Source organism: Flavobacterium hibisci, assembly GCF_020026925.1.
Lineage (GTDB): Bacteria > Bacteroidota > Bacteroidia > Flavobacteriales > Flavobacteriaceae > Flavobacterium > Flavobacterium hibisci.
On the sequence record NZ_JAIQDW010000008.1, the window covers coordinates 24774 to 48707 of the forward strand.

At 34.4% G+C, this 23934-nt stretch carries 23 protein-coding genes; 15 read left to right on the top strand and 8 right to left on the bottom strand.

Annotation, left to right across the window (positions count from 1 at the left end):
- Window positions 1–32: 32 nt before the first annotated feature.
- Window positions 33–1079, bottom strand: a complete 1047-nt coding sequence (locus tag K8B81_RS09795; RefSeq protein WP_223681256.1) for an aldose epimerase family protein — start codon at window positions 1077–1079, stop codon at window positions 33–35.
- A gap of 102 nt (window positions 1080–1181) precedes the next feature.
- Here K8B81_RS09795 and K8B81_RS09800 point away from each other — a divergent pair, with 102 nt between their 5' ends.
- Entirely contained in the window at window positions 1182–2180 is a 999-nt protein-coding gene (locus tag K8B81_RS09800; RefSeq protein WP_223681257.1) for a GntR family transcriptional regulator, read from the top strand.
- Between the two features lie 239 nt (window positions 2181–2419).
- A complete protein-coding gene (locus tag K8B81_RS09805) occupies window positions 2420–3562 on the top strand; it encodes a geranylgeranyl reductase family protein (RefSeq protein WP_223681258.1) in 1143 nt (380 codons plus the stop codon).
- Window positions 3563–3693: 131 nt separating this feature from the next.
- Here K8B81_RS09805 and K8B81_RS09810 read toward each other — a convergent pair whose 3' ends face one another.
- Window positions 3694–4383: an NUDIX hydrolase gene (locus K8B81_RS09810; RefSeq protein WP_025570941.1), complete on the bottom strand. Its 690-nt coding sequence runs from the start codon at window positions 4381–4383 to the stop codon at window positions 3694–3696.
- Window positions 4384–4932: 549 nt separating this feature from the next.
- On the opposite strand from K8B81_RS09810, the gene K8B81_RS09815 reads away from it, so the two are divergent.
- The 8 genes from K8B81_RS09815 to K8B81_RS09850 all read left to right on the top strand — a co-directional run bounded on the left by K8B81_RS09815 (window position 4933) and on the right by K8B81_RS09850 (window position 13765).
- On the top strand, window positions 4933–6477 hold the full coding sequence (locus K8B81_RS09815; RefSeq protein ID WP_223681259.1) for an alpha-N-arabinofuranosidase: 1545 nt from the start codon (window positions 4933–4935) through the stop codon (window positions 6475–6477).
- A 123-nt stretch (window positions 6478–6600) separates the two neighbouring features.
- Window positions 6601–8292 carry a ribulokinase gene (locus K8B81_RS09820; RefSeq protein ID WP_223681260.1) on the top strand — a complete coding sequence of 564 codons (1692 nt, stop codon included), beginning with the start codon at window positions 6601–6603 and terminating at the stop codon, window positions 8290–8292.
- A complete protein-coding gene (locus K8B81_RS09825) occupies window positions 8276–8977 on the top strand; it encodes an L-ribulose-5-phosphate 4-epimerase (RefSeq protein ID WP_025570946.1) in 702 nt (233 codons plus the stop codon). Before K8B81_RS09820 ends, K8B81_RS09825 begins: the two co-directional genes overlap by 17 nt.
- Before the next feature lie 163 nt (window positions 8978–9140).
- On the top strand, window positions 9141–10649 hold the full coding sequence (araA, locus tag K8B81_RS09830) for an L-arabinose isomerase (RefSeq protein ID WP_223681261.1): 1509 nt from the start codon (window positions 9141–9143) through the stop codon (window positions 10647–10649).
- Window positions 10650–10759: 110 nt separating this feature from the next.
- On the top strand, window positions 10760–11941 hold the full coding sequence (locus K8B81_RS09835) for an aldose epimerase family protein (RefSeq protein ID WP_223681262.1): 1182 nt from the start codon (window positions 10760–10762) through the stop codon (window positions 11939–11941).
- Between the two features lie 174 nt (window positions 11942–12115).
- On the top strand, window positions 12116–12619 hold the full coding sequence (locus K8B81_RS09840) for a hypothetical protein (protein ID WP_223681263.1): 504 nt from the start codon (window positions 12116–12118) through the stop codon (window positions 12617–12619).
- A gap of 138 nt (window positions 12620–12757) precedes the next feature.
- Window positions 12758–13225 (top strand): hypothetical protein, encoded by a 468-nt coding sequence (locus K8B81_RS09845; protein ID WP_223681264.1) that lies wholly within the window; start codon window positions 12758–12760, stop codon window positions 13223–13225.
- A gap of 69 nt (window positions 13226–13294) precedes the next feature.
- Window positions 13295–13765: an OsmC family protein gene (locus tag K8B81_RS09850; protein ID WP_223681265.1), complete on the top strand. Its 471-nt coding sequence runs from the start codon at window positions 13295–13297 to the stop codon at window positions 13763–13765.
- An 81-nt stretch (window positions 13766–13846) separates the two neighbouring features.
- Here the strand turns inward: K8B81_RS09850 and K8B81_RS09855 are convergent, their stop codons facing one another.
- The 3 genes from K8B81_RS09855 to K8B81_RS09865 all read right to left on the bottom strand — a co-directional run bounded on the left by K8B81_RS09855 (window position 13847) and on the right by K8B81_RS09865 (window position 16006).
- On the bottom strand, window positions 13847–14503 hold the full coding sequence (locus K8B81_RS09855) for an aspartate kinase (RefSeq protein WP_025570960.1): 657 nt from the start codon (window positions 14501–14503) through the stop codon (window positions 13847–13849).
- A gap of 117 nt (window positions 14504–14620) precedes the next feature.
- On the bottom strand, window positions 14621–14992 hold the full coding sequence (locus tag K8B81_RS09860) for a YraN family protein (RefSeq protein WP_223681266.1): 372 nt from the start codon (window positions 14990–14992) through the stop codon (window positions 14621–14623).
- Window positions 14993–15112: 120 nt separating this feature from the next.
- Complete coding sequence (locus tag K8B81_RS09865) at window positions 15113–16006, bottom strand: S66 peptidase family protein (protein ID WP_223681267.1); 894 nt, start codon at window positions 16004–16006, stop codon at window positions 15113–15115.
- Window positions 16007–16232: 226 nt separating this feature from the next.
- Here K8B81_RS09865 and K8B81_RS09870 point away from each other — a divergent pair, with 226 nt between their 5' ends.
- Both K8B81_RS09870 and K8B81_RS09875 read left to right on the top strand, forming a co-directional pair.
- Window positions 16233–17327 carry an endonuclease/exonuclease/phosphatase family protein gene (locus K8B81_RS09870; protein ID WP_223681268.1) on the top strand — a complete coding sequence of 365 codons (1095 nt, stop codon included), beginning with the start codon at window positions 16233–16235 and terminating at the stop codon, window positions 17325–17327.
- 83 nt (window positions 17328–17410) lie between these two features.
- A complete protein-coding gene (locus tag K8B81_RS09875) occupies window positions 17411–17950 on the top strand; it encodes a 3-hydroxyanthranilate 3,4-dioxygenase (RefSeq protein ID WP_223681269.1) in 540 nt (179 codons plus the stop codon).
- A gap of 138 nt (window positions 17951–18088) precedes the next feature.
- Here the strand turns inward: K8B81_RS09875 and K8B81_RS09880 are convergent, their stop codons facing one another.
- The 3 genes from K8B81_RS09880 to K8B81_RS09890 form a co-directional block, all read right to left on the bottom strand.
- A complete protein-coding gene (locus K8B81_RS09880) occupies window positions 18089–18961 on the bottom strand; it encodes a DUF3037 domain-containing protein (RefSeq protein WP_223681270.1) in 873 nt (290 codons plus the stop codon).
- On the bottom strand, window positions 18958–19746 hold the full coding sequence (locus tag K8B81_RS09885) for a HipA family kinase (RefSeq protein ID WP_223681271.1): 789 nt from the start codon (window positions 19744–19746) through the stop codon (window positions 18958–18960). The genes K8B81_RS09880 and K8B81_RS09885 overlap by 4 nt, the downstream gene beginning before the upstream one ends.
- 126 nt (window positions 19747–19872) lie before the next feature.
- Entirely contained in the window at window positions 19873–21219 is a 1347-nt protein-coding gene (locus K8B81_RS09890; protein ID WP_223681272.1) for a serine hydrolase domain-containing protein, read from the bottom strand.
- Window positions 21220–21784: 565 nt separating this feature from the next.
- On the opposite strand from K8B81_RS09890, the gene K8B81_RS09895 reads away from it, so the two are divergent.
- The 3 genes from K8B81_RS09895 to K8B81_RS09905 are packed head-to-tail and all read left to right on the top strand — an operon-like array spanning window position 21785 to window position 23860.
- Complete coding sequence (locus K8B81_RS09895; RefSeq protein ID WP_223681273.1) at window positions 21785–22999, top strand: aminotransferase class V-fold PLP-dependent enzyme; 1215 nt, start codon at window positions 21785–21787, stop codon at window positions 22997–22999.
- Between the two features lie 7 nt (window positions 23000–23006).
- Entirely contained in the window at window positions 23007–23432 is a 426-nt protein-coding gene (locus K8B81_RS09900) for a putative periplasmic lipoprotein (RefSeq protein WP_223681274.1), read from the top strand.
- Window positions 23433–23434: 2 nt separating this feature from the next.
- Window positions 23435–23860, top strand: a complete 426-nt coding sequence (locus K8B81_RS09905) for a SufE family protein (protein ID WP_223681275.1) — start codon at window positions 23435–23437, stop codon at window positions 23858–23860.
- Window positions 23861–23934 lie beyond the last annotated feature (74 nt).

Sequence of the window (23934 nt, forward strand, 5' to 3'; positions counted from 1 at the left end):
ATTTTTAATTTTCTGAATTGTTTAGTATAATTTTAATTTATATTTTCAAATCTATAAATAGTAGTCTGCTGGTATTCGTCTCCCTTTTTTAAAACAGCATTAGGAAAATGACTGTGATTTGGAGCATCAGGGAAATTTTGGGTTTCAAAACATATTCCGCTTACGGGAGTATAATTTGCATTTTCTTTTCCTTTCAAAATATCAAAACAATTTCCGCCTACATAAATGTGAACGCTTGGCTGATCCGTGTAAACGCTCATCTTTAAATTGTTTTTCGGACTGAATAACTGTGCTGCGATTGTTGCATTTGAATTGATAACAAACGAATTGTCAATAGAAGCAGGGCAGTTTTTTCTGTTCCTGAAATCGAAATTATGACCGTCGAGAGCAGTAAATTTTCCGGTTGGAATACTCTCATTATTGGTTTCCAGAATGGTATCAGCGTCAATAAACATTTCCTGATCCAATACATCTGAATCATGACCATTAAGGTTGAAATAACTGTGATGGGTTAAATTTATAATGGTATCTTCTGAAGTCGTTGCTTTATATTCGAGTTTTAATTCGTTTTCTTCCCTTAAGGTATAGGTTAAAAAAACCTGTAATTCACCTGGATAATTTTCTTCTAAATTTTCACTGATCAGATGAAAAGTTACCGACTGGTCTGTTAAATCAGTGACATCCCATATTTTTTGACCAAAACCGGTATTTCCTCCGTGCAAAGCATTTCCGTTATTGTTTCCTGCCAGTTGAAATGTTGTATCATTTAAAGTAAAATTCCCTTTGTTGATACGTCCTGCATAACGACCGACAGTTGTGCCAAAATAAGGTCCGCTAGGTAAACTATAGGAAGCAATATAGTCTTCGGGATTGTCAAAGCCCAAAACTACATCTGTCAGTTTTCCATCTATAGCCGGAACTTTTAATGAAGTTAGAGTCGCACCATAGTTCGTAAGCTGTACTCTCATTCCATTTTTATTGGTCAGTTCAAAGCAATAAATTTCTTCGTTATCAGGGGCTAAACCAAACAATTTGCAATTAGAGTAATCTTGTAAATGCGATATATGCTTTAAATTCATGTTATTTTTATCAAAAGTGAAAATTCAAAATTATATATATTTTCGTTTTTTGTATACCAGTACCTACCAGTTTTTTGTATATTGCCAAAAAAATCTTTTTGTATGAGTATCATTTCGATTCAAAATAATCTGGGTTTGCCAAAATATAAACAGATAATTCTTTCAGTTGAAAAAGCAATTGATGAAGAAAAGCTAAAAAAAGGGGACAGGCTTCCTTCTGTAAACAAGGTCTGCCTGGCATTTTCTTTATCTCGCGATACGGTTCTCCAAGCCTACGATGAACTTAAAAAAAGGGGAATAATTTATGCTATTCCCGGCAAAGGTTATTACGTTAAAAGTATTGAAACCAGTATCAAACAGAAGATTTTTTTGCTTTTTGATGAACTTAATATTTTTAAAGAAGACATTTATAATTCGTTTTTAAAAAATATTGGAAACAACGTTCAGGTTGATATTTTTTTCCATCATTTTAATGTGCCGGTCTTCAAAAAACTAATAAATGACAGCAATGGCAATTATACCAAATACATTATCATGCCAACCAACCTCACAGGTATAATTGAGACCATAAAAACCCTACCAGTAAACGAAGTGATTATCCTGGACCAGACCAATGCCGACTTAAAAATGTATCCTGCCATTTACCAAAATCACCAAAAAGATATTTTTGAGGGTCTTTTAAAAGGAAAGTCAAGATTTGACAAATACAAAAAGCTGATTTTAATTTTTCCGGGTTTCCGTGAGCCGTTAGGAATGAAAGCGGGATTTGAAAATTTTTGTGCAAAATATAAATTTGACTACGAAATCATCACTCAGTTCACCGATCATGAAATCGCAATAGGAGATTTATATGTGATTCCAAACGATCGTGATCTGGTTGGAGTAATCGAAAATGCCCGGAATCAAAACCTTAAATTAGGAACCGATTTTGGCATTATTTCGTACAATGAAACTCCTCTTAAAAAAGTTGTGGCACAAGGAATCACTACTATTTCGACCCACTTTGAAGGCATGGGAAAAATACTGGCCGATATGGTTCTCAAAGGGAAAAATGAACAGATAGAGAACAAATCGTCGCTGATTATGCGAAATTCACTTTAGATGAAATCCGTTTGGTGTAATTAGTTTTTGATGATAATTTTTCGTCAGTTCGAGTGATCCCGATTTTTCATCGGGATTGTATCGAGAACAGAAAAGTTATAATTAAAAACGGTTCTCGATATATTTTTTGTTCCGTTTCTCTGCACAAAAAACACTCGAACTGACGTTTTTAATAATTGCACTCAATGGGTCAAAATTTTGTTTATTACTACTATTCCCTTAGTTTTGGAAAAAAAACAATGAAAGTATTTGATGTAGCCATCATTGGAAGCGGTCCCGCCGGAGCTTCTGCAGCTTTTGAATTATCGAAAAGCGGAATTTCCACTGTCATAATTGAGAAAGAAATGCTGCCAAGATATAAAACCTGTGGTGGTGGTCTGGTGCACAGAGGAAGGATTAATATTCCTTTTGATGTTTCATCAGTCGTTGAAAAGGAATTCTACGAAGTCGATACTTATTTTTCAAACACAAATATCAAACTCACGACAAAAAGAGACAAGCCTATCATTAGTATGATTATGCGTGATGCTTTTGATAATCTGATTGTAGAAAAGGCAAAAGAAAATGGTGTTACTCTTTTACAAAATCATAAAGTTACGAATATCACTTTCGGAGAAATTCAAACGATTCATACTTCTGAAGGCGATGTACAGGCAAAATTTATTATTGCCGGTGATGGTGCCTTAAGTCCGATAGCTAAAATGGCAGGTTGGGAAGAAACCCGGACTCTTATCCCGGCTTTAGAATACGAGATAGAAGTTCCTCAGGCTGATTTTGAAAGATTATCAAAAAACGTCCGTTTTGATGTCGATGCTATCCCTTCTGGGTACGGCTGGTGTTTTCCTAAAAAAAATCACTTATCTGTAGGGGTTTGCATTTTAACAAAAGCGAACCGGAAGATTGATCTGAAAAAGTATTATGCAGCTTATTTAAAAACGTTGGGAATTACAAAAATTGTAAAAGAGGATGCCCACGGATTTGTCATTCCGGTTTCTCCAAGAACCGATACTTTCGTTCGAAATAATGTTTTTTTAATTGGCGACTCAGCAGGATTTGCAGACCCTGTTTTGGCTGAAGGTATTTCAAACGCCATATTAAGCGGAATTTTAGCAGCACAATCTATTATAGAAGGGAAACTTGACCCTGTTAGGTCTTCAGAATTGTACCATGAAAAATTAGAAAACAGCATTTTACCAGAAGTAAAAGCGGGAGTCACATTAGCCAAAATTTTCTACAGCAAAAGGGTCTTGCGCAATTTCGTTGCCAAAAACTACGGTACTGTTTTATCCAATGCGATGACAGATATTTTTATGGGAACCAGAACGTATCCTAAAGATTATAAAAAGACGATACGGGAAAAGATTAAAGGTGCTATTTTTTGATTTAAAAAGCCTCCAATTCTATAAGTTCAGAATTCATTTCTGAATCAAACAAAAAACCCTGAAGATCTAACTTTCAGGGTTTCGTTTTTAAAGTATTCACAGACTAAAAAGTCTAGGTCTGCGGTTTATTTTTATAAATTTAAGACAAAATCATTAAGTAATTTTTCTTCATATTTTTCTTTATTGAACGTATATAAATAGGAACCTTTTCTGGAAGACTGCATGTCTTTTTCGTCGAGTTTATTTAAAATTTCCAAAGAATTGATTTTACTTATAAAATTACGTTTGTCTAATTCTTTGCTTAAAATGGCTTCATATAATTCAAGCAATTGTCGCATGGTGAATTTTTCCGGCAGTAATTCGAATCCAATTGGTTTTATCGAAGTTCTGTAACGTAACCTTTTAATGGCATGTTTGACCATTTCGTTGTGGTCAAAAATAAGGTTCGGGGCATCCACAACGCTAAACCATTCTGCATGATAGTTTTTAATGAGTTCTGTATTATGGTTTTCAATATTAATGAGTGCATAATAAGATACAGATATAGTCCTGTCGACTGGGTCACGATCTATTTCGCTATAGGCGTGCAGCTGTTCCATATAGATATCCTGCAGTCCGGTATAGGTACTCAAAATACGAATGGCGGCATTGTCTAATATTTCATCACGTTTTAAGAATCCGCCAATTAAAGACCATTTTCCTCTTTCAGGTTCAAAATCTCTTTTAATTAAAAGTATTTTTAATCCCTGATGATCGAAACCAAAAATGATACAATCGACTGCTAATAAAACCTTATCCGCAGAACTATAACTATTTAACATATACTGTAATTTGGGAGTAAATATATAAACTTCCTAATAGGTTTCATAATTTATTAATGTATATGGAACACTTAATTAATTATGGTCGGATTAAAAGTAGTAATTATTATAGTTGCTTGTAATATTTAGATCGATAATTATTTAGTAGATGTTTGGGATAATCATTGTTAATAAAGCCTCTTTGATCAAAATTTATAAAATACATCTTTTTAATTTCTTACAAAAAGCATAAAATTATTAAAACCAAATTTTTATGTAATAATTCACATTTTTCTCGAAAATTATCTTTATTCATAAAAAATTTATGCTACCGGTTGCGTTTTTAGAATAAAAAATAAAATTTGAAGGTTTGATTTGAAGTTAAATTGTGAAATATGCTCTAATTATACAGTTATTTTATCATATCAATTTGTTTTTAAGCTTTTTTTTTATTTAAATTTACAAATGTTAAAAAGACACTTAATGAGTATATTGATTAAATTACTACTCAAAAGTTAGAAAAAATGGGTTAAGAACCATTCTTCTGAAAACTAAAAAACCAAGAAAACCATGAAAAAAAACCTTCTATTTTTACTTGTTGCACTTTCTTTACAAACAATTTCTGCACAGAACCAAACGACAATAATTGCTATAAAAAATGATGCGGCTGCTCCAACTATCAACAAAAATATTTATGGGCATTTTGCTGAACATTTAGGACGCTGCATTTATGGAGGATTTTTTGTGGGAGATACTTCTAAAATACCGAATACAAAAGGAGTTCGAAATGATATCATCGCGGCTTTAAAAGATTTAAAAATTCCAAATCTAAGATGGCCTGGAGGTTGTTTTGCTGATACCTATCACTGGAAAGACGGAATTGGTCCTCAGGAACAAAGACCAACAATTGTAAATAAATGGTGGGGAGGTGTGACTGAAGATAATAGTTTTGGGACTCATGATTTTTTGAATATGTGTGAAGTTCTTGGAGCTGAGCCATACTTGTCAGGAAATGTAGGAAGCGGAACGGTTCAGGAATTAGCTGACTGGGTTCAGTACACCAATTTTAGCGGTAAAAGTCCGATGAGTGACTTACGCAGAAAAAATGGAAGAACAGAGCCATGGAAAGTTAAATTCTGGGGAATCGGAAATGAAGCATGGGGCTGTGGTGGAAATATGACTGCGGAATATTATGCAGGAGAATATAGAAAATTCGCCACTTTCATGTCAGATTGGGAAAATACAGGAGGCATCACACGTATTGCGTCAGGTTCAAATGGTTCAGATTACAACTGGACTGAAGTGATGATGAAAAACATTCCTCTTAATATGCTGGGCGGTCTTGGTGTACACCACTATGCTGTAATCGACTGGAACAAAAAAGGAGACGGTGTAGATTTTACAGAACTACAATATTTTCAAACCATGAAGTCTGCTTTGAAAATGGAAGAGCTAGTTACCAAACATGCCGCTATAATGGATAAATATGATCCTGAGAAAAAAGTAGCCATGCTGGTGGACGAATGGGGCGGATGGTATGAAGTAGAAAAAGGAACAAATCCGGGATTTCTATATCAGCAAAATACGATGAGAGATGCGGTTTTGGCCGGAGCAACGCTTAATATTTTCAATAATCATGCAGACAGGGTTCGTATGGCAAATTTAGCACAGTGTGTGAATGTGCTTCAGGCGGTAATTCTGACTGATAAAGCCAAAATGATTACAACACCAACGTATCATGTCATGAAATTATATGCGGTTCACCAGGATGCAAAATTATTACCTGTAAGCTTTCAATCGCCTTTATATACAGTTAATGGAGAAACCCTTCCGGCAGTATCGGCTTCCGCTTCAAAAGATAAAAATGGAGCAGTTCATATTTCTCTGGTAAATGTTGATTCAAAAAATAAAAACAAAATTGAAATAGATATAAAAGATCTGGGGGTTAAAAATTTCACAGGGTCTGTAATTACATCTTCAAAGCTGCAGGATTACAATTCTTTCGATACACCAAATAAAATTATACCAACCGTTTTTAAAGCTTTCGAAAATAAAAAAGGGAAACTGGAGATTACCATTCCGCCTTTCTCAGTGGTTGTTTTAGAAGGAAAATAGCTCAATATAATATGATGTAATTGATAAAATTATTATAAAAAATAGTAAGCTAATTTTATTAAGTGTTTTTTGTACACTTATAGGGTAATTATATTATATTTGTCGTCATTAAATGAATTTGAAATGAAAAACTATGTTATAGGATTAGATTACGGAACAGATTCTGTTCGTGCAGTGCTTATAGACACTGAAAATGGACAGGAACTGGCATCAAATGTTTCTCATTATAAAAGATGGAAAAACAAACAATATTGTGACGCTTCTATAAATCAGTTTCGTCAGCATCCTCTGGATCATATTGAAGGACTGGAAATTACCATTCAAAATGTTGTTAAGGAAAGCAAAGTTGATCCTGCTGCTATAAAAGGTATCTGTATTGATACCACAGGGTCTTCTCCGGTTCCGGTTACAAAAGATGGGACTCCATTGGCTTTGACAAAAGGTTTTGAAGAAAATCCAAATGCAATGATGGTGTTGTGGAAAGATCATACTGCCATAAATGAAGCGAACGAAATCAATGAACTGGCAGTAAGCTGGGGCGGAGAAAATGTAACAAAATATGTGGGCGGAATCTATTCATCAGAATGGTTTTGGGCAAAAATCCTGCACATTGCCAGAGAAGATGAAGCAGTTCGAAATGCAGCACACACCTGGTTGGAGCACTGCGATTTAATGACTTATTTGTTAATTGAAGATAAAGATTTAAAAACATTCAAAAGAAGCCGTTGTGCAGCAGGACATAAAGCCATGTGGCACGAAGACTGGAACGGACTTCCGCCGGTTGAATTCTTAGAAAAATTACACCCTTATCTGGCAACGCTTCGTGGCAATTTATACGATGAAACCTATACTTCCGATTTAGTTGCCGGAAAATTGAGCAAAGAATGGGCAGACCGTTTAGGACTTACAACAGATACAGTTGTAGCTGTTGGGACTTTCGACGCACATTCAGGAGCTGTAGGAGCTAAAATCGGCGAAAATACTTTGGTTCGCGTTATGGGGACTTCAACCTGTGATATTCTGGTTGGTTCTTATGAAGAAGTAGGTACAAAAACCGTTCGCGGTATCTGTGGTCAGGTTGACGGATCTGTGATTCCGGGTTATATCGGTCTTGAAGCAGGTCAGTCTGCTTTTGGCGATTTACTGGCATGGTACAAAGAATTGCTAATGTGGCCAACAGAACAATTATTAAGTTCTTCATCAATTTTAGATGAAACTCAAAAAGAACAATTAAGAGAAGAATTCAGTGATAAATTAATTGTAGAATTAACGAAAGAAGCTGAAAAGATTCCATTGTCTGAAAGTGTGCCAACCGCTTTAGACTGGATCAACGGACGCAGAACTCCGGATGCCAATCAGGAAGTAAAAAGCGCCATTTCAAACTTATCTTTAGGAACAAAAGCACCTCATATTTTTAAAGCTTTAGTGAATGCCATCTGTTTTGGATCTAAAAAAATCGTGGATCGTTTTGAAGAAGAAGGGGTAAAAATTGACAGCGTTATCGGTATCGGTGGTGTTGCCCGTAAATCTCCTTTCATCATGCAGACTTTGGCAAACGTTTTAAACAAACCAATTAAAGTAGCTCTGTCAGATCAGGCTCCGGCTTTGGGAGCTGCCATTTATGCTGCTGTTGCTTCCGGAATTTATCCAAATGTAATTGAAGCCAGTCAAAAAATGGGAAGCCCTTTTGAAAGTGAATACACCCCGGAACTTGACAAAGTGGCTGCTTACAACAAATTACTTTTGGCATACGATCAATTAAGCAGTTACGCCGATCCATCTATTAAAATTACAGAAAATGAGTTCTCTTTATAAAGATTTAAAACAAGAATGCTACGAAGCCAACATGCAGTTAAATGCGTTGAATCTGGTGGTTTATACTTTTGGAAATGTAAGTGCAGTGGACAGAAAAAATGGTGTTTTTGCCATTAAGCCAAGCGGTGTTCCTTACGAAGATTTAAAGCCTGAAGATATTGTGATTGTTGATTTTGATAATAACATCATCGAAGGAACTATGCGTCCGTCATCCGACACTAAAACGCATGCTTATTTGTATAAAAACTGGCCTAATATTGGGGGAGTTGCCCATACACACGCAACGTATTCAGTAGCCTGGGCGCAATCTCAGCGAGATATTCCAATCTTTGGGACAACACATGCAGATCACTTAACTGCTGATATTCCTTGTGCTCCGCCAATGGCAGATTCGCTTATCGAAGGAAACTACGAACACAATACCGGAATTCAGATTTTGGATTGCTTTAAAGAAAAAAATCTTTCCTACGAAGAAGTTGAAATGGTTTTAATTGGAAACCACGGTCCGTTTGCCTGGGGAAAAAATGCAGCAAAAGCAGTTTACAACAGTAAGGTTTTGGAAGTTGTAGCCGAAATGGCGTACCTGACTTTACAAATAAATCCAAATGCACCAAGACTAAAAGATTCATTAATAAAGAAACATTACAACCGCAAACACGGAAAAGATTCGTATTACGGACAGTAAAAAATTTAGTTTCAGGTTTCATGTTTCAAGTTGTTGGGACGTAAATTGAAACCTGAAACTTGGAACAAAATAACAAAACATAAATAACAAAGGTTTTCCACGATTTCACAACTTGAAACTTGAAACAATGAAAACCTGAAACAAAATAAACAAAAAGTAAAAAATGATAGATATCTCTCAAAAGGAAGTATGGTTTGTAGTAGGAAGCCAGGAATTATACGGTGAAGAAACACTAAGAAAAGTAGCAGAACATTCTCAGATAATAGCAAAAGGATTAGGGGAATCGTCTCAAATTCCTGTAAAAGTAGTTTATAAAGATGTAGTAAAATCACCTGCTCAGATTTTAGATGTTTGTCTGGCGGCAAACACGACTAAAAACTGTATCGGACTGATTACCTGGATGCATACATTTTCACCTGCAAAAATGTGGATTGGCGGATTAAGTATCCTTAAAAAACCATTATGCCACTTACATACACAATACAACGCTGAAATTCCATGGGGATCTATCGATATGGATTTCATGAACCTGAACCAATCAGCTCACGGAGATCGTGAATTTGGTTTTCTAATGTCCAGAATGCGTAAAAAACGTAAAGTGGTTGTAGGTCACTGGGAAGACGAAAGAGTTCAGAAAAAATTAGGAATCTGGACAAGAGTAGCTTTAGGATGGGATGAACTTCAAAACCTGAAAGTAGCCCGTATTGGAGACAATATGCGTGAAGTTGCCGTTACGGAAGGTGATAAAGTAGAGGCTCAAATCCGTTTCGGAATGTCAGTTAACGGATATGATTCTTCTGATGTTACCAAGCATATTGAGAAAGTTACTGATGCCCAATTAAATGATTTACTGGCAGTTTACGAAGCGTCTTATAACTTGACGGATTCTTTAAAAGAAGGCGGAGCGCAAAGAAGTTCATTAGTAGAAGCAGCAAAAATAGAATTAGGATTAAGAGCTTTCCTTGAAGAAGGCGGTTTTGGAGCTTTTACAGATACATTCGAAAACCTTGGTGCATGGAAACAATTACCGGGAATCGCAACACAAAGATTAATGGCCGATGGTTATGGTTTTGGTGGTGAAGGAGACTGGAAAACAGCGGCAATGGTAAGAGCATTAAAAGTAATGAACATTGGTCTTGAAGGCGGAACTTCTTTCATGGAAGATTACACGTATCATTTCACACCTCAAAAATCATACGTTTTAGGATCGCATATGTTGGAAATCTGTCCATCTATTGCTGACGGAAAAGCTTCCTGCGAAGTGCATCCTTTAGGAATTGGCGGAAAAGAAGATCCGGCTCGTTTAGTATTCAACTCACCTGCAGGAGAAGCAATCAACGTTTCATTAGTGGATATGGGGAACCGTTTCCGTTTAATTGTAAACGAAGTGATTGCGGTTAAACCAATGGCTGAATTACCAAAATTACCGGTTGCAAGAGTCTTATGGGATTGTAAACCAAACCTTGATATTGCTGCTACAGCATGGATTTTGGCAGGTGGAGCACACCATACGGTGTACAGTCAGGCAGTTACAACTGAATTTATGGAGGATTTTGCAGATATCGCCGGAATTGAATTATTGGTGATTGATGAAAAAACAACTATCAGGGATTTCAAAGATAAAATTAATGCTAATGAAGCGTACTACCATACGTTTCAGCACGGATTATAATCTGGTCCAAAGTTCGAAGGTCATAAAGTCATAAAGATTGGTTAACTTTGAATCAATTGGCTTTAAGACTTTCGGCTTTAAGACTTTACTAACTTAAAAAACCAGTATTTATGAATGTATTAAAACGTTGTGCTTTCGGAATTACGATAATCGGTTTGACAGCACTTTCTGTTCAATGTAAAAGCGATAAAAAAATGGAGTCGAACACCACTCAAAACGCAAAAGATTCTGTAACAATTGTAAAATCAGATTACGGTACAACTCCAAAAGGAGAAAAAATTGAAAGCTACAAGCTGAAAAACCAAAACGGAATGGAAGTAGATATCATCACTTTTGGTGGTATTATTACAGACTTAAAAGTGCCAAACAAAGACGGTGTTTCTGAAAATGTGGTTACGGGATTCAATTCCCTTGAACAATACATGAAACCAAACCCTTTCTTTGGGGCTTTGATTGGACGTTTCGGAAACCGAATTGCAAAAGGTAAATTTACATTAGATGGTAAAGAATATACATTAGCCATCAACAATGCTCCAAATGCACTGCACGGAGGACCGGAAGGTTTTTTCAGGGCTGTATGGAAAGCAGAAGAAGCTAAATCAGGAGAGTCAGCTGTTTTGAAATTATCTTATTTAAGCAAAGATATGGAAGAAGGTTACCCTGGAAACTTAAAAGTTATTGTAACCTATACGTTAACGAAAAACAACGAACTAGAGGTACTTTACGAAGCAACTACAGATAAAAAGACTGTTGTAAACTTAACGCAGCACACGTATTTTAACTTATCAGGTGATTTCTCTAAAACAATTTTAGATCATGAACTTACGTTGAATGCGGATAAAATTGTTCCTGTAGATGCTACTTTAATTCCGACTGGTGAATTACAGGATGTTACTAATACACCATTTGATTTCAGAAAGCCAAAATTAATTGGAAAAGATATCGATGCTAAAGACGAACAATTAATAAGAGGAAAAGGGTACGACCATTGCTGGGTACTCAACAATCCTGAAAAAGGCAAAACCGTTATCGCTAAAGCTTACCATGCTGCGAGCGGAAGAGTTTTGGAAGTTACCACAGACGAACCTGGAATTCAGTTCTACTCCGGAAATTTCCTTGATGGAACTTTGCCAATGCGCAACGGCGGAACTTATGCGCACAGAACAGGTTTCTGTTTAGAAACACAACATTATCCCGATTCTCCAAACCAGAAAAACTTCCCAACGACAGTTTTAAATCCGGGCGAAAATTATAAAACGAAAACAACCTTTAAGTTTTCAGTTAAAAAATAAGTTTAATCAGTTTTGTTAGTTCAAAAACCTCGAAAGTTGTGATTTCGAGGTTTTTTTGTTTTGAAAGATGGGCAGTTAATTTTGTGATTCTTTTTTATATTTGAGAACATATAGACTTTAGCAAAGTTTATTTAATTTATAGACTATTTGAAAATTAAGTTAAATCTAATCGTTATGAATAATAGAAGCGAATTAAAATTATTAGCAAAAAAATACTTGTCTGCTCGACGTGAATTTCTTTCTGCTATCCGGGAAGATCATCCTGAGTTAGGAGGAAATGATAATATTGTTGGTCGTATTGGAGAATTTGTTGCGTTGCAATTTTTAGAAAACAGCAATCGGAGAGTACAGAAATGTAAAAGTGCTACTAACAAAGGTTTTGATATCGTGTGTTCTAACGGCAGACAAATTTCAGTAAAAACAATTACAGCGGAAAGTAAAACAGGAAGAAGTACAAAACTTAAGCAGCCTTGGCAAGAACTTATCATTATATACATAGGTAAGAATTATGAAGTTGAAACAATTGGTCACATCCATGTAGAAGATTATGATATTGCGATAAGTAAAAAAGCGGCTAAGGAGGATCAAGTTACAGATAAGAGATTGCTATTGGAAGGAGGATTGTTTTCAGAATATGGGAAATTATATACTGGAGAATTGGTAAAGAATTATTTATAACTTGCTTCCGACAACAGATTCAGAATTGTCGATTTAGATTTATCAAAGTTTGCACATTATACGGATTTTAATCCATCTCGAAAATCTAGTACTAGAATAGTTTTTGCCAAATGAAACTGAACCGTCTTTTAAAGTAATATGGAAAATAAAATCACTATACCAAAACCTTGTAATGAAAATTGGAATTCAATGTCGCCAGATAAAAACGGCAGATTTTGTAGTTCCTGTAATAAGACAGTAATTGATTTTTCAAAAATGGAGAACCCTGAAATTCAGAAATACTTCACTGAAAATTCAGGCAAGGAAAGTATTTGCGGGCATTTTAAAATGAATCAGATTGAAAGCGAAGAAAGTATTAAATATGAAAAATTAAGAAGCAGATTTAGCCGAATTAGAATAAAGCCAATTCAAAAAATCGCACTATTTTCATTGGGCTTAGCTTTTACTTTAACTAGCTGTATGGGCAAAGCAGCTGTATATGGCGAACCGGCGGTAATAAGCAACGATACAATAAATGAAAGTGAGATTAATCATAATGTAGAAAATGGCGAAAAGCAGCATGATTCTATAAAAAATGAAACTAATCAGGTAAAAATAAATAAATAAGGATTTAATAAAAATTAGTTATTAATTACTCCCATTAGTTCCTTATTAATAGATAATATCAATTAATTTATGACATTTAAGCATCTTTTTAAAGCAGCAATAAACTGGAAATCAAAGAAAGTTGAACCGGAACCAATTTCAAAATTTTACAGCAAAAGCCATAAAATTTCAATAGAAGGAAAATCAATTTTAGATGTTTCCGCAGCAAAAGCATTCAAAGGCGATCCCGAATTATACAATCCCGAAGATTTGCTTTTAAGCAGCCTGGTCTCCTGCCACATGATGTCGTATTTATATGTATGTTCCCAAAACGGAATTGAAGTTTTAGAATATACTGATAATGCCAAAGCAGTCCTTGAAGTTGCTGCTGATGGAAGCGGCCGTTTTACAGAAGTTCGTCTGTACCCAAAAGTGAAAATTGCAAATCCCGATAAAATTCAGGAAGCTTTAGATTTGCATATAAAAGCCAATCAATTGTGCTTTATCGCAAATTCCTGCAATTTTCCTGTTTTGCATAATGCCACTTGCGAAACGGCATAAAAAAAGAGACTGTTTTGATGAACAGCCCCTTCGTATATTGTGTGTTTTTTCTTTTTTTGGATTGGGTTTCTCAGAAGAGAATTAATTTTTCAAATCTTTGATTACTTTAAAAGCAACATCAACCTGCTCTTCTCCTACCAGAATCGTAAATTCGTTTGAAGTCGAAATTACCTCATTGATAATAATTCCTTCCCAGGCTAGACGCTGAAAAATGAAATAATAAATTCCGGGAACTACAATGTTTTCTTTTGGTAATTTTACAGTAATAGAGGCAAGATTATCCAATTTCTGAATCAGTTTTTCGCGGATAAAATGTTTCTCCACTAAATGGTTGATACTGCTGCTTACTACGATATTAGTTTCATTTACGCCTCTTGATGAGGTATAAAAAATATCAGACAGTACATTAATATCCGAAATCAAATCAGCCTGCTTGTTTAAAACAGTGTCAGAAGCTGCAAAAGTGTAATCTGTCAATTCAGAACGAACCGTGATTTCACCAATGTTTTTAATGACTTTGTTGATTTTGTGGTTCAGTTTAAAGTCTAACTCTTCTGTCAGTCTTTTTAGGGACATTACCACAGCACCTTGTTTCACTTCTTTACCGAATTCACTTTCGAGTTCGGTCATGATATTGCGCGACAGGGAAGTCAGGTTAATAATTCCAAGAGAAAGTGCATTGAGTAAAAATGGCTTGGTCTTGATGTAATTTTCTACAATAGAAGAAACGGTTTTCATAATCTTTAATTGTTTTTGAACGTAATTGTGTTAGTTTGGTTTGTTTGCGATGTTATAAATCTCTGCAAATATAAATTAAAAAACAATTTGTTACAAATATAACAATAAAAAATTATGTTAAAAATGATAAAAAGCGTCAGTAAGATGCTCAACAGCAAATGTTTCCTGTGTTTTATGGATGGCAATTATATCAAAACGGATTTCTAAATCATCGTCAAAATCCTTTTCCCTATCGTTTATGTAGGCATTTACTGCTTTTATGAGCAGTTGAATCTTTTTTGGTTTCACAAAATCCTGCGGCAAACCGAAATCTAAACTCGATCTTGTTTTAACTTCAATAACAGTTACAATATTTTCTTTTTTGGCAATAATATCAATCTCGGCTTTTTGAAAAGTCCAGTTTCTTTCTAAAATTGTATATTCGTTTTGAAGTAGAAATTCTACGGCAAGATCTTCTCCTTTTTTTCCGAGTTCGTTATGTTCTGCCATCAGTAAATTTAGAGGTTAAATGTTAAAAGTTAAATGTTGTATATGTTTGTGATAAATACTATGGAAAAAGTTATTTCAACAAAGCGTATAACTCTTAACCAATAACATTTAACTTTTTACTTAAAAAATAACCGTACTTCCAGAAGCATTCACTTCAATAGAAATCGTACTTCCCATAACAAGCGCACGATTGTCCTGAATATGGCCTGCCGGAAAATTAAAGATTACCGGAATATTGTATTTTTTAGTTACGTCATCAATAATTTCAAGGGCATTTTTTCCCCAAGGAATTTCATTGTCTTTCATTTTGGTCATACCGCCAATAATGATTCCTTTTAGATTTTCGATACAGCCGTTACGTCTCAGATTCATCATCATGCGATCAATATGATAGAGGTATTCGTCTAAATCTTCAATAAATAAAATCTTATCCTTACAGTCAATTGCAGATGGCGACCCTAACAGACTGTATAAGATAGAAAGATTTCCGCCCACCAATTCGCCTGTTCCTTTGCCATAACGGTTCATAGCATGGGGCGCAACAGAATAAGACAAAGGTTCGCCAAACAAAGCCGATTTCATCGAACTAATAGCAGCCGGAGTCGCACGCGGAATCGTAACCGGCATCACGCCATGAATCGATTTGTAACCCATTGTATTTAAATGATTGTGCAAAACGGTCACATCGCTAAAACCAACCACCCATTTTGGATGCTGTTTAAATTTGGTAAAATCTAGTAAATCCAGCATTCTAACAGTTCCGTAACCGCCTCGTACGCACCATATCGCTTTTATATTGGGATTATCCATTTGCTTTTGAAAATCGGCAGCGCGTTGTTCGTCTGTTCCGGCCAATTGATGGTAATCCAGACCAATTGAACTTCCGATTACGGCTTCTAAACCCCAGCTTTTGAGTAAATCTATGGTAGGTTTCAAATTGTCGTCAATGTTTTTTCGGGCTGTTGCTAAAAGAGCGACAGTATCTCCTTTTTGTAAATAAGGTGGTGTTATCATATTTTGTTGAGATTGACAGGTAAGGGATTGTAAAGCAAAAATAAGGAATACGAATCTGCAAAAAGGAAAAGGGCTGTTTATAGGAAGGAATGTGCTTGTATTCATTTTCTTTTTGGCTTTTGAAATTTATTATAACAAAGATAAAGATTTAAAAAAATAAAATCATTTGAAATTTCTTACAAATATAAAATTTCATTATTTTCGGCGATTTAATAAATCAATTTTTATGCAGATAATTAAACTTAGAATTTTTTTGATTTTCTTTTTTTCGATTACAGCTTTTGGTCAGGCTAAAAAATATAGCATTCACACAGTTGCTTTTTATAATTTCGAAAACCTTTTTGACACCATTGATGATATTTACACCAATGATAATGAATGGACACCAAACGGAACGCAAAACTGGACAACAGAAAAATACCATCAGAAACTGCAGAACCTTTCTAAAGTCATATCAGAAATTGGTAAACCTGAAAATCCAAATGCGCCTGTTTTTGTTGGAGCTTCAGAAATTGAAAACAGAGGCGTTCTGGAAGATTTAGTCAAACGGCTCGCATTATTACCTTTTGATTACGGAATCATCCATTTTGATTCGCCGGACAAACGCGGAATAGATGTGGCATTATTGTATCAGAAGAAATATTTTAAACCTGTGACTTTTTCAAATATACCTTTATATATATTGAAAAATAAAAATGTAGAGGAAGAGGAAAAAAATGAAGCATCACCGGATGAAGAAACAACAATAAAAAAGGAAAGCAATCGTGTTTTTACGCGTGACCAGCTTTTGATAACCGGTTTTCTGGAAGGAGAAGAAATCAGTATTATCGTCAATCACTGGCCTTCGCGTTCCGGTGGCGAAAAAGCGACAAGCGAATATCGCGAAGCAGCCGGAAAATTAAACCGAAGAATAATCGATTCGCTGCAGCAAATTAATCCAAATGCAAAAGTAATTACGATGGGCGATTTAAACGACGGTCCTTATAATAAAAGTATAAAAGTAGCTTTGGGGGCAAAATCCAAAAAAGCAGAAGTTCCGGAATTTGGTACCTACAACCCATTTGAAGAAATGGCAAAACGCGGGATGGGAACCACAGCTTTTCGGGATTCCTGGGATATTTTTGATCAGATTATCATAACAGAAACGCTCATAAAACCTGATTTCTCATCCTTCAAATTCTGGAAAGCGGGAATTTTCAACAAGCCCTATCTTATACAAACTTCGGGAAAATACAAAGGTTATCCGTTGCGGCACAGCACAAATGAAGTGGGTTTTAGCGATCATTTTCCGGTTTATATTTATCTCATAAAAGAAATGTAGATCATAAACACATTGCAGTGCGTCTCAACAAATTTTCGTTACCTTAGCATCTCGGAAACTTAGCAACTCAGAACCTTTAAAAAATGGCTATAGCAAAACCTTTCAACCTGACTAAATGGATAGACGAAAATCGTCATTTACTAAAACCGCCAGTTGGAAATAAAAATTTATACGTAGAATCCGGTGATTATATTGTGATGATTGTAGCGGGTCCAAATGCCCGAAAAGATTACCATTATAATGAAACAGAAGAGCTTTTCTATCAGCTGGAAGGCAATATAAAAGTGGTCATTCAGGAAGATGGAGAGCGTAAAGAAATGGTTCTGAATGCCGGCGATATGTATTTAAATCCTGCTAAAGTACCGCATTCTCCGGTTCGTTCCGAAGGTTCTATTGGTTTGGTAATTGAGCGAAAACGTGTCGGATTAGGCTACACAGACGGATTGCTGTGGCATTGCGACAACTGCAACCACAAATTATATGAAGTGTTTTTCGAACTACACAATATCGAAAAGGATTTCCTGCCCCATTTTGAACATTTCTATAATTCAGAAGAATTAAGAACCTGCGATAATTGCGGAACCGTTATGGAATCTGATCCGAGGTTTGTGGCTAAGAAATAATTTTAGATAAATTTATAAATACAAAAACCGATAGACTTTTTAAGTGTATCGGTTTTTTTTAGGAGCTTTTTCCCGCTATCCGTTGCAATCTTTTTTTCGATAAAGAATCTCAAAAAAGTATTTTCACTGCTATCGAGGCTATAAGTTTTTTGTGATTTCTAAAGAGGTTTTCTTAGCATATTCTAAAATTTTATCTTCTTCAATTAATTTTGAAAACTTTATTTTTTCCAATAATTTAACAGCATGATCATATTCTTTAAATAATTCTTTTGAACTTGGTTTACCTAATATAAGATCGAATCTCAAATTTTTACTTTTCGCATTTTCTTCTAAATCGATAAATTGTCCAAGATTTTTATATGCTTTATCAGCAATGCTTTTGGCTTCTTTTAAATCAAAACTTATTGGTTTTACAAGATTTAAACTTCCATTCTGCCAAGCATAATCAAAGGTAAAAACATTTCCTGTTTCATTCTTTAATTGATAATCAATAAAGAATTTTTTTTCATTTTTATTGATTTTTTCGAAATCTAATCCTTTTAAATTAGAAAAATATTTTTGTAATAATTTAGGTTCTTTGGGTTGATTACTAAAATGTTTAATATCGTCTATTAAAAATTTCTTTACAATAATTTCCTCTATAAATTCATTATGAAAATCATATTGTAAATTGTATTTGCAGTCTGAAAATTGAAGCGAACTAGAATCAATTGGTAATAAATTCTTTGAAATAAAATTTGTCAAATCGTTTACTTCTAAAGAATGAAAAATATCGTTGTCGATATGAGAAAATTTTTTAATTCGGAATTCAATCTGTTTTAAATACTCTTTTATTGTTTTTTCAGGAACATTGTCATATATGTATTTTATCCGACTTAAATTTTTAGAGTAAGTAAATGAAAATTTTGAAATATTACTAAAATATATAAGCACACCTATATTTATACTTTCTTCAAGAAAGGCATTATGCTTATATTTTAAAATGCAATATTTATAGAAATTATCTTTCATTTTATTATTCCAATTAAATGGTTGCTAATGAATGTACGATTATTTTTTATCCAATTAAGATAAGCAAATATTTTATCTCTATCACCATATTTTACACCAAAAGAATCTAACTCGTCAAAAATAATATTAAATCTATTAATATTCATAGTTTTTAACAATTCAAAAAATTCTGCAAACAAATTATTTTTAAATTTGAGTTCTTTTAAATGTCTTGCTAAAATATGCTTTTGATAAGAGTAGTTTCTTAAATAATTAAAAAAATTTGGATCTTCACTTGAATTGTTAATGAAAGGAATTGTTAATTCGTGATCAATAAGTAAAATATTAGAATCATTAATCAGTAAATTAGGTTTATCTCTATACCCACCTCTATCAGTATTTATAATGATGTTATCAAAAGCAAATAAATTTTCAATATCATAGTCTTTTATGAACGACAAAGAGACTAAAGGATTAAAAATCACATATTGGCCATGATATTGACTGCAAAATTTATAACCTTCATCAATTTTATCTAAAAAATCCTTATCATATATGTCTGATAATAATGAGTGGTCAATTTTAATCAAAGCATATTCTGGAGAATCTAAATTAAACTCTTTACAAAGTTCACTAATGAAAATTTCTTTTGCAACTGAGTAATTTTGCTCAATGTGATCTTTTTTAAAAACTTTCATTACATATTGATTTACCACTCTATCTTTATTAATAGCTGTTATTAACAATGGTTTTGAACTTCCTCCTTGAAGAAATCCATCAATACTTATAATTTTTAACTCCTGCATCAATTTGTTTTTCAGAATTTATGACATATATTTTTAATCAGAAGTATTAAATAAATAATTTTTAAACGGCTAATATATAAATTATTATGATATCTAATTAAATTAGGAAAAGCATCAAATTTCAATTTACTTTTTCACACTCCCAATAATCCCTTTCAAAAACCCGTTAAAATCAAAAGCAGGATCTTCCTTAAGTCCCATCCTTACAATCACCATATCTTTTGACGGAATAATAGCCACCATTTGTCCCTGATACCCGTTGCAGTAAAACATGTCGCGAGGTGCATCCCGAAATTTTCCTCCGGCGTTCAGCCAGAACTGTGCACCGTATTTCCCTTCAGAAGTATTGGTTGGGGTTGCGGTATATTTTACCCAGCTTTCATCCAGAATTTGTTCTCTGTTCCAATTGCCTTTATTTAGGTACAATAATCCAAATTTTGACCAGTCGCGTGCTGTCGCCCATGCGTATGAGGAACCTACAAAAGTTCCGCTCATGTCCTGCTCGACAATCATCGAACTCATCCCTATTTTGTCAATAACCGCATTGTACCAAAAATCAAGATATTCCTGTTGGGTTTTAAATTGTCTTTTTAAAATGAGCGACAATAAATTGGTCGTTCCCGAAGAGTAATTCCAATGTGTGTTGGGCTTAAACTGAGCCGGTTTGTCCAGTTGTATTTTGCCCATATCTTCGGCCTGAAAAAGCATTTTCGTAGCATCGCAAATCGTATTGTAATTCTCTTCCCATTCTAAACCTGAATTCATATGGAGTAAATCGTTTATGGTAATATTTTTACGCTCGTCATTCTGCCATTCCACAACGGGAGCCGGTTTGTAAATATCTATTTTTCCTTGTTTGGCCAAAACTCCAAAAGCCGAACTGGTTATGCTTTTGGTCATTGACCAGCCTAAAATGCGGCTGTCTTTTGTAAAACCGGTATCGTATTTTTCGGCAATCAGTTTGTTTTTGTATAAAACTACTACGGCACGTGTTCTTTTTAGTTTTCCACCCGATTTGTCAAAAGCATTGTCAATTGCTTTGTTTAATTTGGAATAATCAATGTTGGAAAAAATGGTGTCTTTCGGTTCATTATTTCCATAAGGAAAAGGTAAATTATTCACTAATTTGTTTCGTTTTGGAACTAAATAAGGTTTCGAAACATCAAAATCATCATTGATTAAGGTCGCTCCCAGACCTTCACGGTAAATGGCTTTACGTTCTTTCATTCCGTACACTGATGAGGTGGCAAATTTTCCGGCCTCATCAATAGTATTGGTCGCCAGATTAATTAAATTGATATCATTGTCGGTTTTCTCGATTAATTCTTTCGAACGGTTATCCAGAAAATGTCCAGAAGCGATACTTTTGGCTGAAAAGCCTGAAATCAGATCCAGTTTTGGGTAAGTGGTAAAACCAAAATAAAGAATTATCAAAAGAAGAAGAATGCTAAGTAATTTGAGAATTTTTTTCATATTTAAATACAGCTGTTTTTTATGCAAGATAAATAATTTAAAGTCAAGATTTTAGTGGTTACGGTTGAATCATAAATTTCTAATTAAACACATAGAAAAACATAGTTTTATTTGTAAAAAAAGAATATAAAAGAACTGGGTGGGTGAAACTTATTTTTTTTCAATTCTGTCGCATCAACTTAGATATAAATCTGTCTAAATCTGCTTTAATCTGTGTAATCTGCGTGAAAAATTAATAAGCAAAAGTATTTCACTCAGATTTTAAAGGATTTTCGCAGATCAAATTAGATTTAATCCCTAAATGAAGCTATTTTATTCTATTTCACCCAACGGGTTATAAAAGAGAAATTTATTTCTCAACACATAGCTATGTTTTTTGGTAATAAGTGAAACGCCTTTTTTGCATTTACAAAATCTATGTTTCTATGTGTTAAAATAATTAAGCGTAATCGTTAATCAATATTTTAAATGTAAATGTATAGTGGTATAAAAGGAAATTATAGAATTGGCGGATAAAACAATTTAGTTTTAGTACTTTTGTACTTAGAATTTTTCTAAATAAATTATGCTGGATATTCAAAAAATAAGAGCTGATTTTCCAATACTTTCCGAAAAAGTAAACGGAAAACCATTAATATACTTCGACAATGGTGCAACCTCGCAAAAACCACAGGTTGTAATTGATGCCGAAGCGAAATATTATCAGGAAATAAACGCCAATATTCACCGTGGAGTTCATACATTAAGCCAGTTAGCGACTGATGCTTATGAGATTTCACGTGTAAAATTGCAACATCATATCAATGCCAAATTTTCTCACGAGGTTTTATTTACTTCGGGAACAACACACGGAATCAATTTAGTAGCCAATGGTTTTGCTTCTATTTTAAAACCGGGTGACGAAATTTTGGTTTCTTCTTTGGAACACCATAGCAATATTGTTCCGTGGCAAATGCTGTGTGAAAAAACAAGGGCTGTCTTAAAAGTCATTCCGATAAACGAAGAAGGCGAACTGATTATCAGTGAATACGAATCTTTATTATCTGAGAAAACTAAAATAGTTACCGTAAATCATATTTCGAATGCATTGGGCGTAATCAATCCTGTAAAGGAAATGATTGCCAAAGCTCATGCAGTTGGGGCTGCCGTTTTAATTGACGGAGCGCAGGCCGTTCCGCATTTAAAGCCGGATGTTCAGGATCTGGATTGTGATTTTTATGCTTTTTCTGGTCATAAAATGTGCGGACCAACCGGAACGGGAATCTTGTACGGAAAAGAAGACTGGCTAAACAAACTTCCTCCATATCAGGGCGGGGGCGAAATGATTAAAGAAGTAACTTTCGAAAAGACAACATATGCCGACCTGCCTCATAAATTTGAAGCCGGAACCCCAAATATCGCGGGCGGAATCGTTTTAGGAACTGCTGTTGATTATCTGAATGAAGTTGGTTTTGGAAACATCCAGCTACAGGAAAAAAAATTACTGGAACACGCTACAAAGCGACTGCTGGAAATTGAAGGATTAAGAATTTACGGAAATGGAAAAAATAAAGCTTCGGTAGTTTCGTTTAATATAGATGGGATTCACCCGTATGATATTGGTTCGATAATTGATAAATTAGGAATTGCAGTTCGTACTGGACATCACTGCGCGCAGCCTATTATGAATTTCTTCTGTATTCCGGGAACCATCCGTGCTTCGTTCTCTTTTTATAATACGAAAGAAGAAATTGATGCAATGGTAGAGGCTGTTAAAAAAGCAAAAACAATGTTAAGCTAAAAAAATTATGAGAACTGTATCTTTTTTATTGCTGACTATTTTTATGATGACAGGCTGTTCAAGCCAGAAAAAAACAGATATGACATCGACAGTGATTGAATATTCGGCTATGTCGCGAGGTTATTATAAAAAGATAGTGGTACAAAACCAAACGGTTTCAGTGACCAATAAAAGAGATGCACAACCTGTAGAAAATAAAATCGATAAGGCAGAGTGGGATAAAATCTTAGCCGAATTTGAAAAGATAAATGTAGAAAGTATTCCCACTTTAAAAGCACCCACCGAAAAACGTTTTTATGATGGTGCCGCGATTGGGAATCTAAAAATAACCCAAAATCAGAAAACTTACGAAACACCGGGTTTTGACAATGGTTTTCCTCCAAAGGAAATTGAAAAACTGGTCAATTTGCTGACTGATTTTGCTAAAGAATAATTATGACAATCAAAGAAATACAAGACGAAATAATAGATGAATTTTCGATGTTTGATGACTGGATGCAGCGTTACGAATACATCATCGAATTAGGAAAAAGCCTTCCGTTAATTGAAGAAGAATATAAAACCGACGAAAATTTAATCAAAGGCTGTCAGTCGAAAGTATGGCTTCAGGGAGAACAAAAAGACGATAAAATTGTGTTCACTGCAGACAGTGATGCGATTTTGACCAAAGGAATTATCGCGATTCTGATTCGTGCTTTCTCCAATCAAAAAGCATCTGACATTATAAATGCGGATACAGAATTTATAGACGAAATTGGATTAAAAGAACATTTATCAGCCACCCGTGCCAACGGTTTGGTTTCAATGATAAAAAACATCAAAATGTACGCTTTGGCTTTTGATTCGAAAAATAAAAATTAAAAGTTTTTTGAACCATATAAGCTCATATAAGAGATTATAAGCTTTGTTTACTCGCTTATCTGAAAAAATCATAT

Coding starts and splice junctions, on each gene's coding strand:
- K8B81_RS09875 (WP_223681269.1), top strand. CDS start 17,411: ATGGCTATAGCAAAACCTTTCAACCTGACTAAATGGATAGACGAAAAT.
- K8B81_RS09860 (WP_223681266.1), bottom strand. CDS start 14,992: ATGGCAGAACATAACGAACTCGGAAAAAAAGGAGAAGATCTTGCCGTA.
- K8B81_RS09855 (WP_025570960.1), bottom strand. CDS start 14,503: ATGAAAACCGTTTCTTCTATTGTAGAAAATTACATCAAGACCAAGCCA.
- K8B81_RS09865 (WP_223681267.1), bottom strand. CDS start 16,006: ATGATAACACCACCTTATTTACAAAAAGGAGATACTGTCGCTCTTTTA.
- K8B81_RS09880 (WP_223681270.1), bottom strand. CDS start 18,961: ATGAAAGATAATTTCTATAAATATTGCATTTTAAAATATAAGCATAAT.
- K8B81_RS09890 (WP_223681272.1), bottom strand. CDS start 21,219: ATGAAAAAAATTCTCAAATTACTTAGCATTCTTCTTCTTTTGATAATT.
- K8B81_RS09825 (WP_025570946.1), top strand. CDS start 8,276: ATGAGTTCTCTTTATAAAGATTTAAAACAAGAATGCTACGAAGCCAAC.
- K8B81_RS09800 (WP_223681257.1), top strand. CDS start 1,182: ATGAGTATCATTTCGATTCAAAATAATCTGGGTTTGCCAAAATATAAA.
- K8B81_RS09815 (WP_223681259.1), top strand. CDS start 4,933: ATGAAAAAAAACCTTCTATTTTTACTTGTTGCACTTTCTTTACAAACA.
- K8B81_RS09835 (WP_223681262.1), top strand. CDS start 10,760: ATGAATGTATTAAAACGTTGTGCTTTCGGAATTACGATAATCGGTTTG.
- K8B81_RS09795 (WP_223681256.1), bottom strand. CDS start 1,079: ATGAATTTAAAGCATATATCGCATTTACAAGATTACTCTAATTGCAAA.
- K8B81_RS09885 (WP_223681271.1), bottom strand. CDS start 19,746: ATGCAGGAGTTAAAAATTATAAGTATTGATGGATTTCTTCAAGGAGGA.
- K8B81_RS09810 (WP_025570941.1), bottom strand. CDS start 4,383: ATGTTAAATAGTTATAGTTCTGCGGATAAGGTTTTATTAGCAGTCGAT.
- K8B81_RS09850 (WP_223681265.1), top strand. CDS start 13,295: ATGACATTTAAGCATCTTTTTAAAGCAGCAATAAACTGGAAATCAAAG.
- K8B81_RS09805 (WP_223681258.1), top strand. CDS start 2,420: ATGAAAGTATTTGATGTAGCCATCATTGGAAGCGGTCCCGCCGGAGCT.
- K8B81_RS09870 (WP_223681268.1), top strand. CDS start 16,233: ATGCAGATAATTAAACTTAGAATTTTTTTGATTTTCTTTTTTTCGATT.
- K8B81_RS09905 (WP_223681275.1), top strand. CDS start 23,435: ATGACAATCAAAGAAATACAAGACGAAATAATAGATGAATTTTCGATG.
- K8B81_RS09820 (WP_223681260.1), top strand. CDS start 6,601: ATGAAAAACTATGTTATAGGATTAGATTACGGAACAGATTCTGTTCGT.
- K8B81_RS09895 (WP_223681273.1), top strand. CDS start 21,785: ATGCTGGATATTCAAAAAATAAGAGCTGATTTTCCAATACTTTCCGAA.
- araA (WP_223681261.1), top strand. CDS start 9,141: ATGATAGATATCTCTCAAAAGGAAGTATGGTTTGTAGTAGGAAGCCAG.
- K8B81_RS09845 (WP_223681264.1), top strand. CDS start 12,758: ATGGAAAATAAAATCACTATACCAAAACCTTGTAATGAAAATTGGAAT.
- K8B81_RS09900 (WP_223681274.1), top strand. CDS start 23,007: ATGAGAACTGTATCTTTTTTATTGCTGACTATTTTTATGATGACAGGC.
- K8B81_RS09840 (WP_223681263.1), top strand. CDS start 12,116: ATGAATAATAGAAGCGAATTAAAATTATTAGCAAAAAAATACTTGTCT.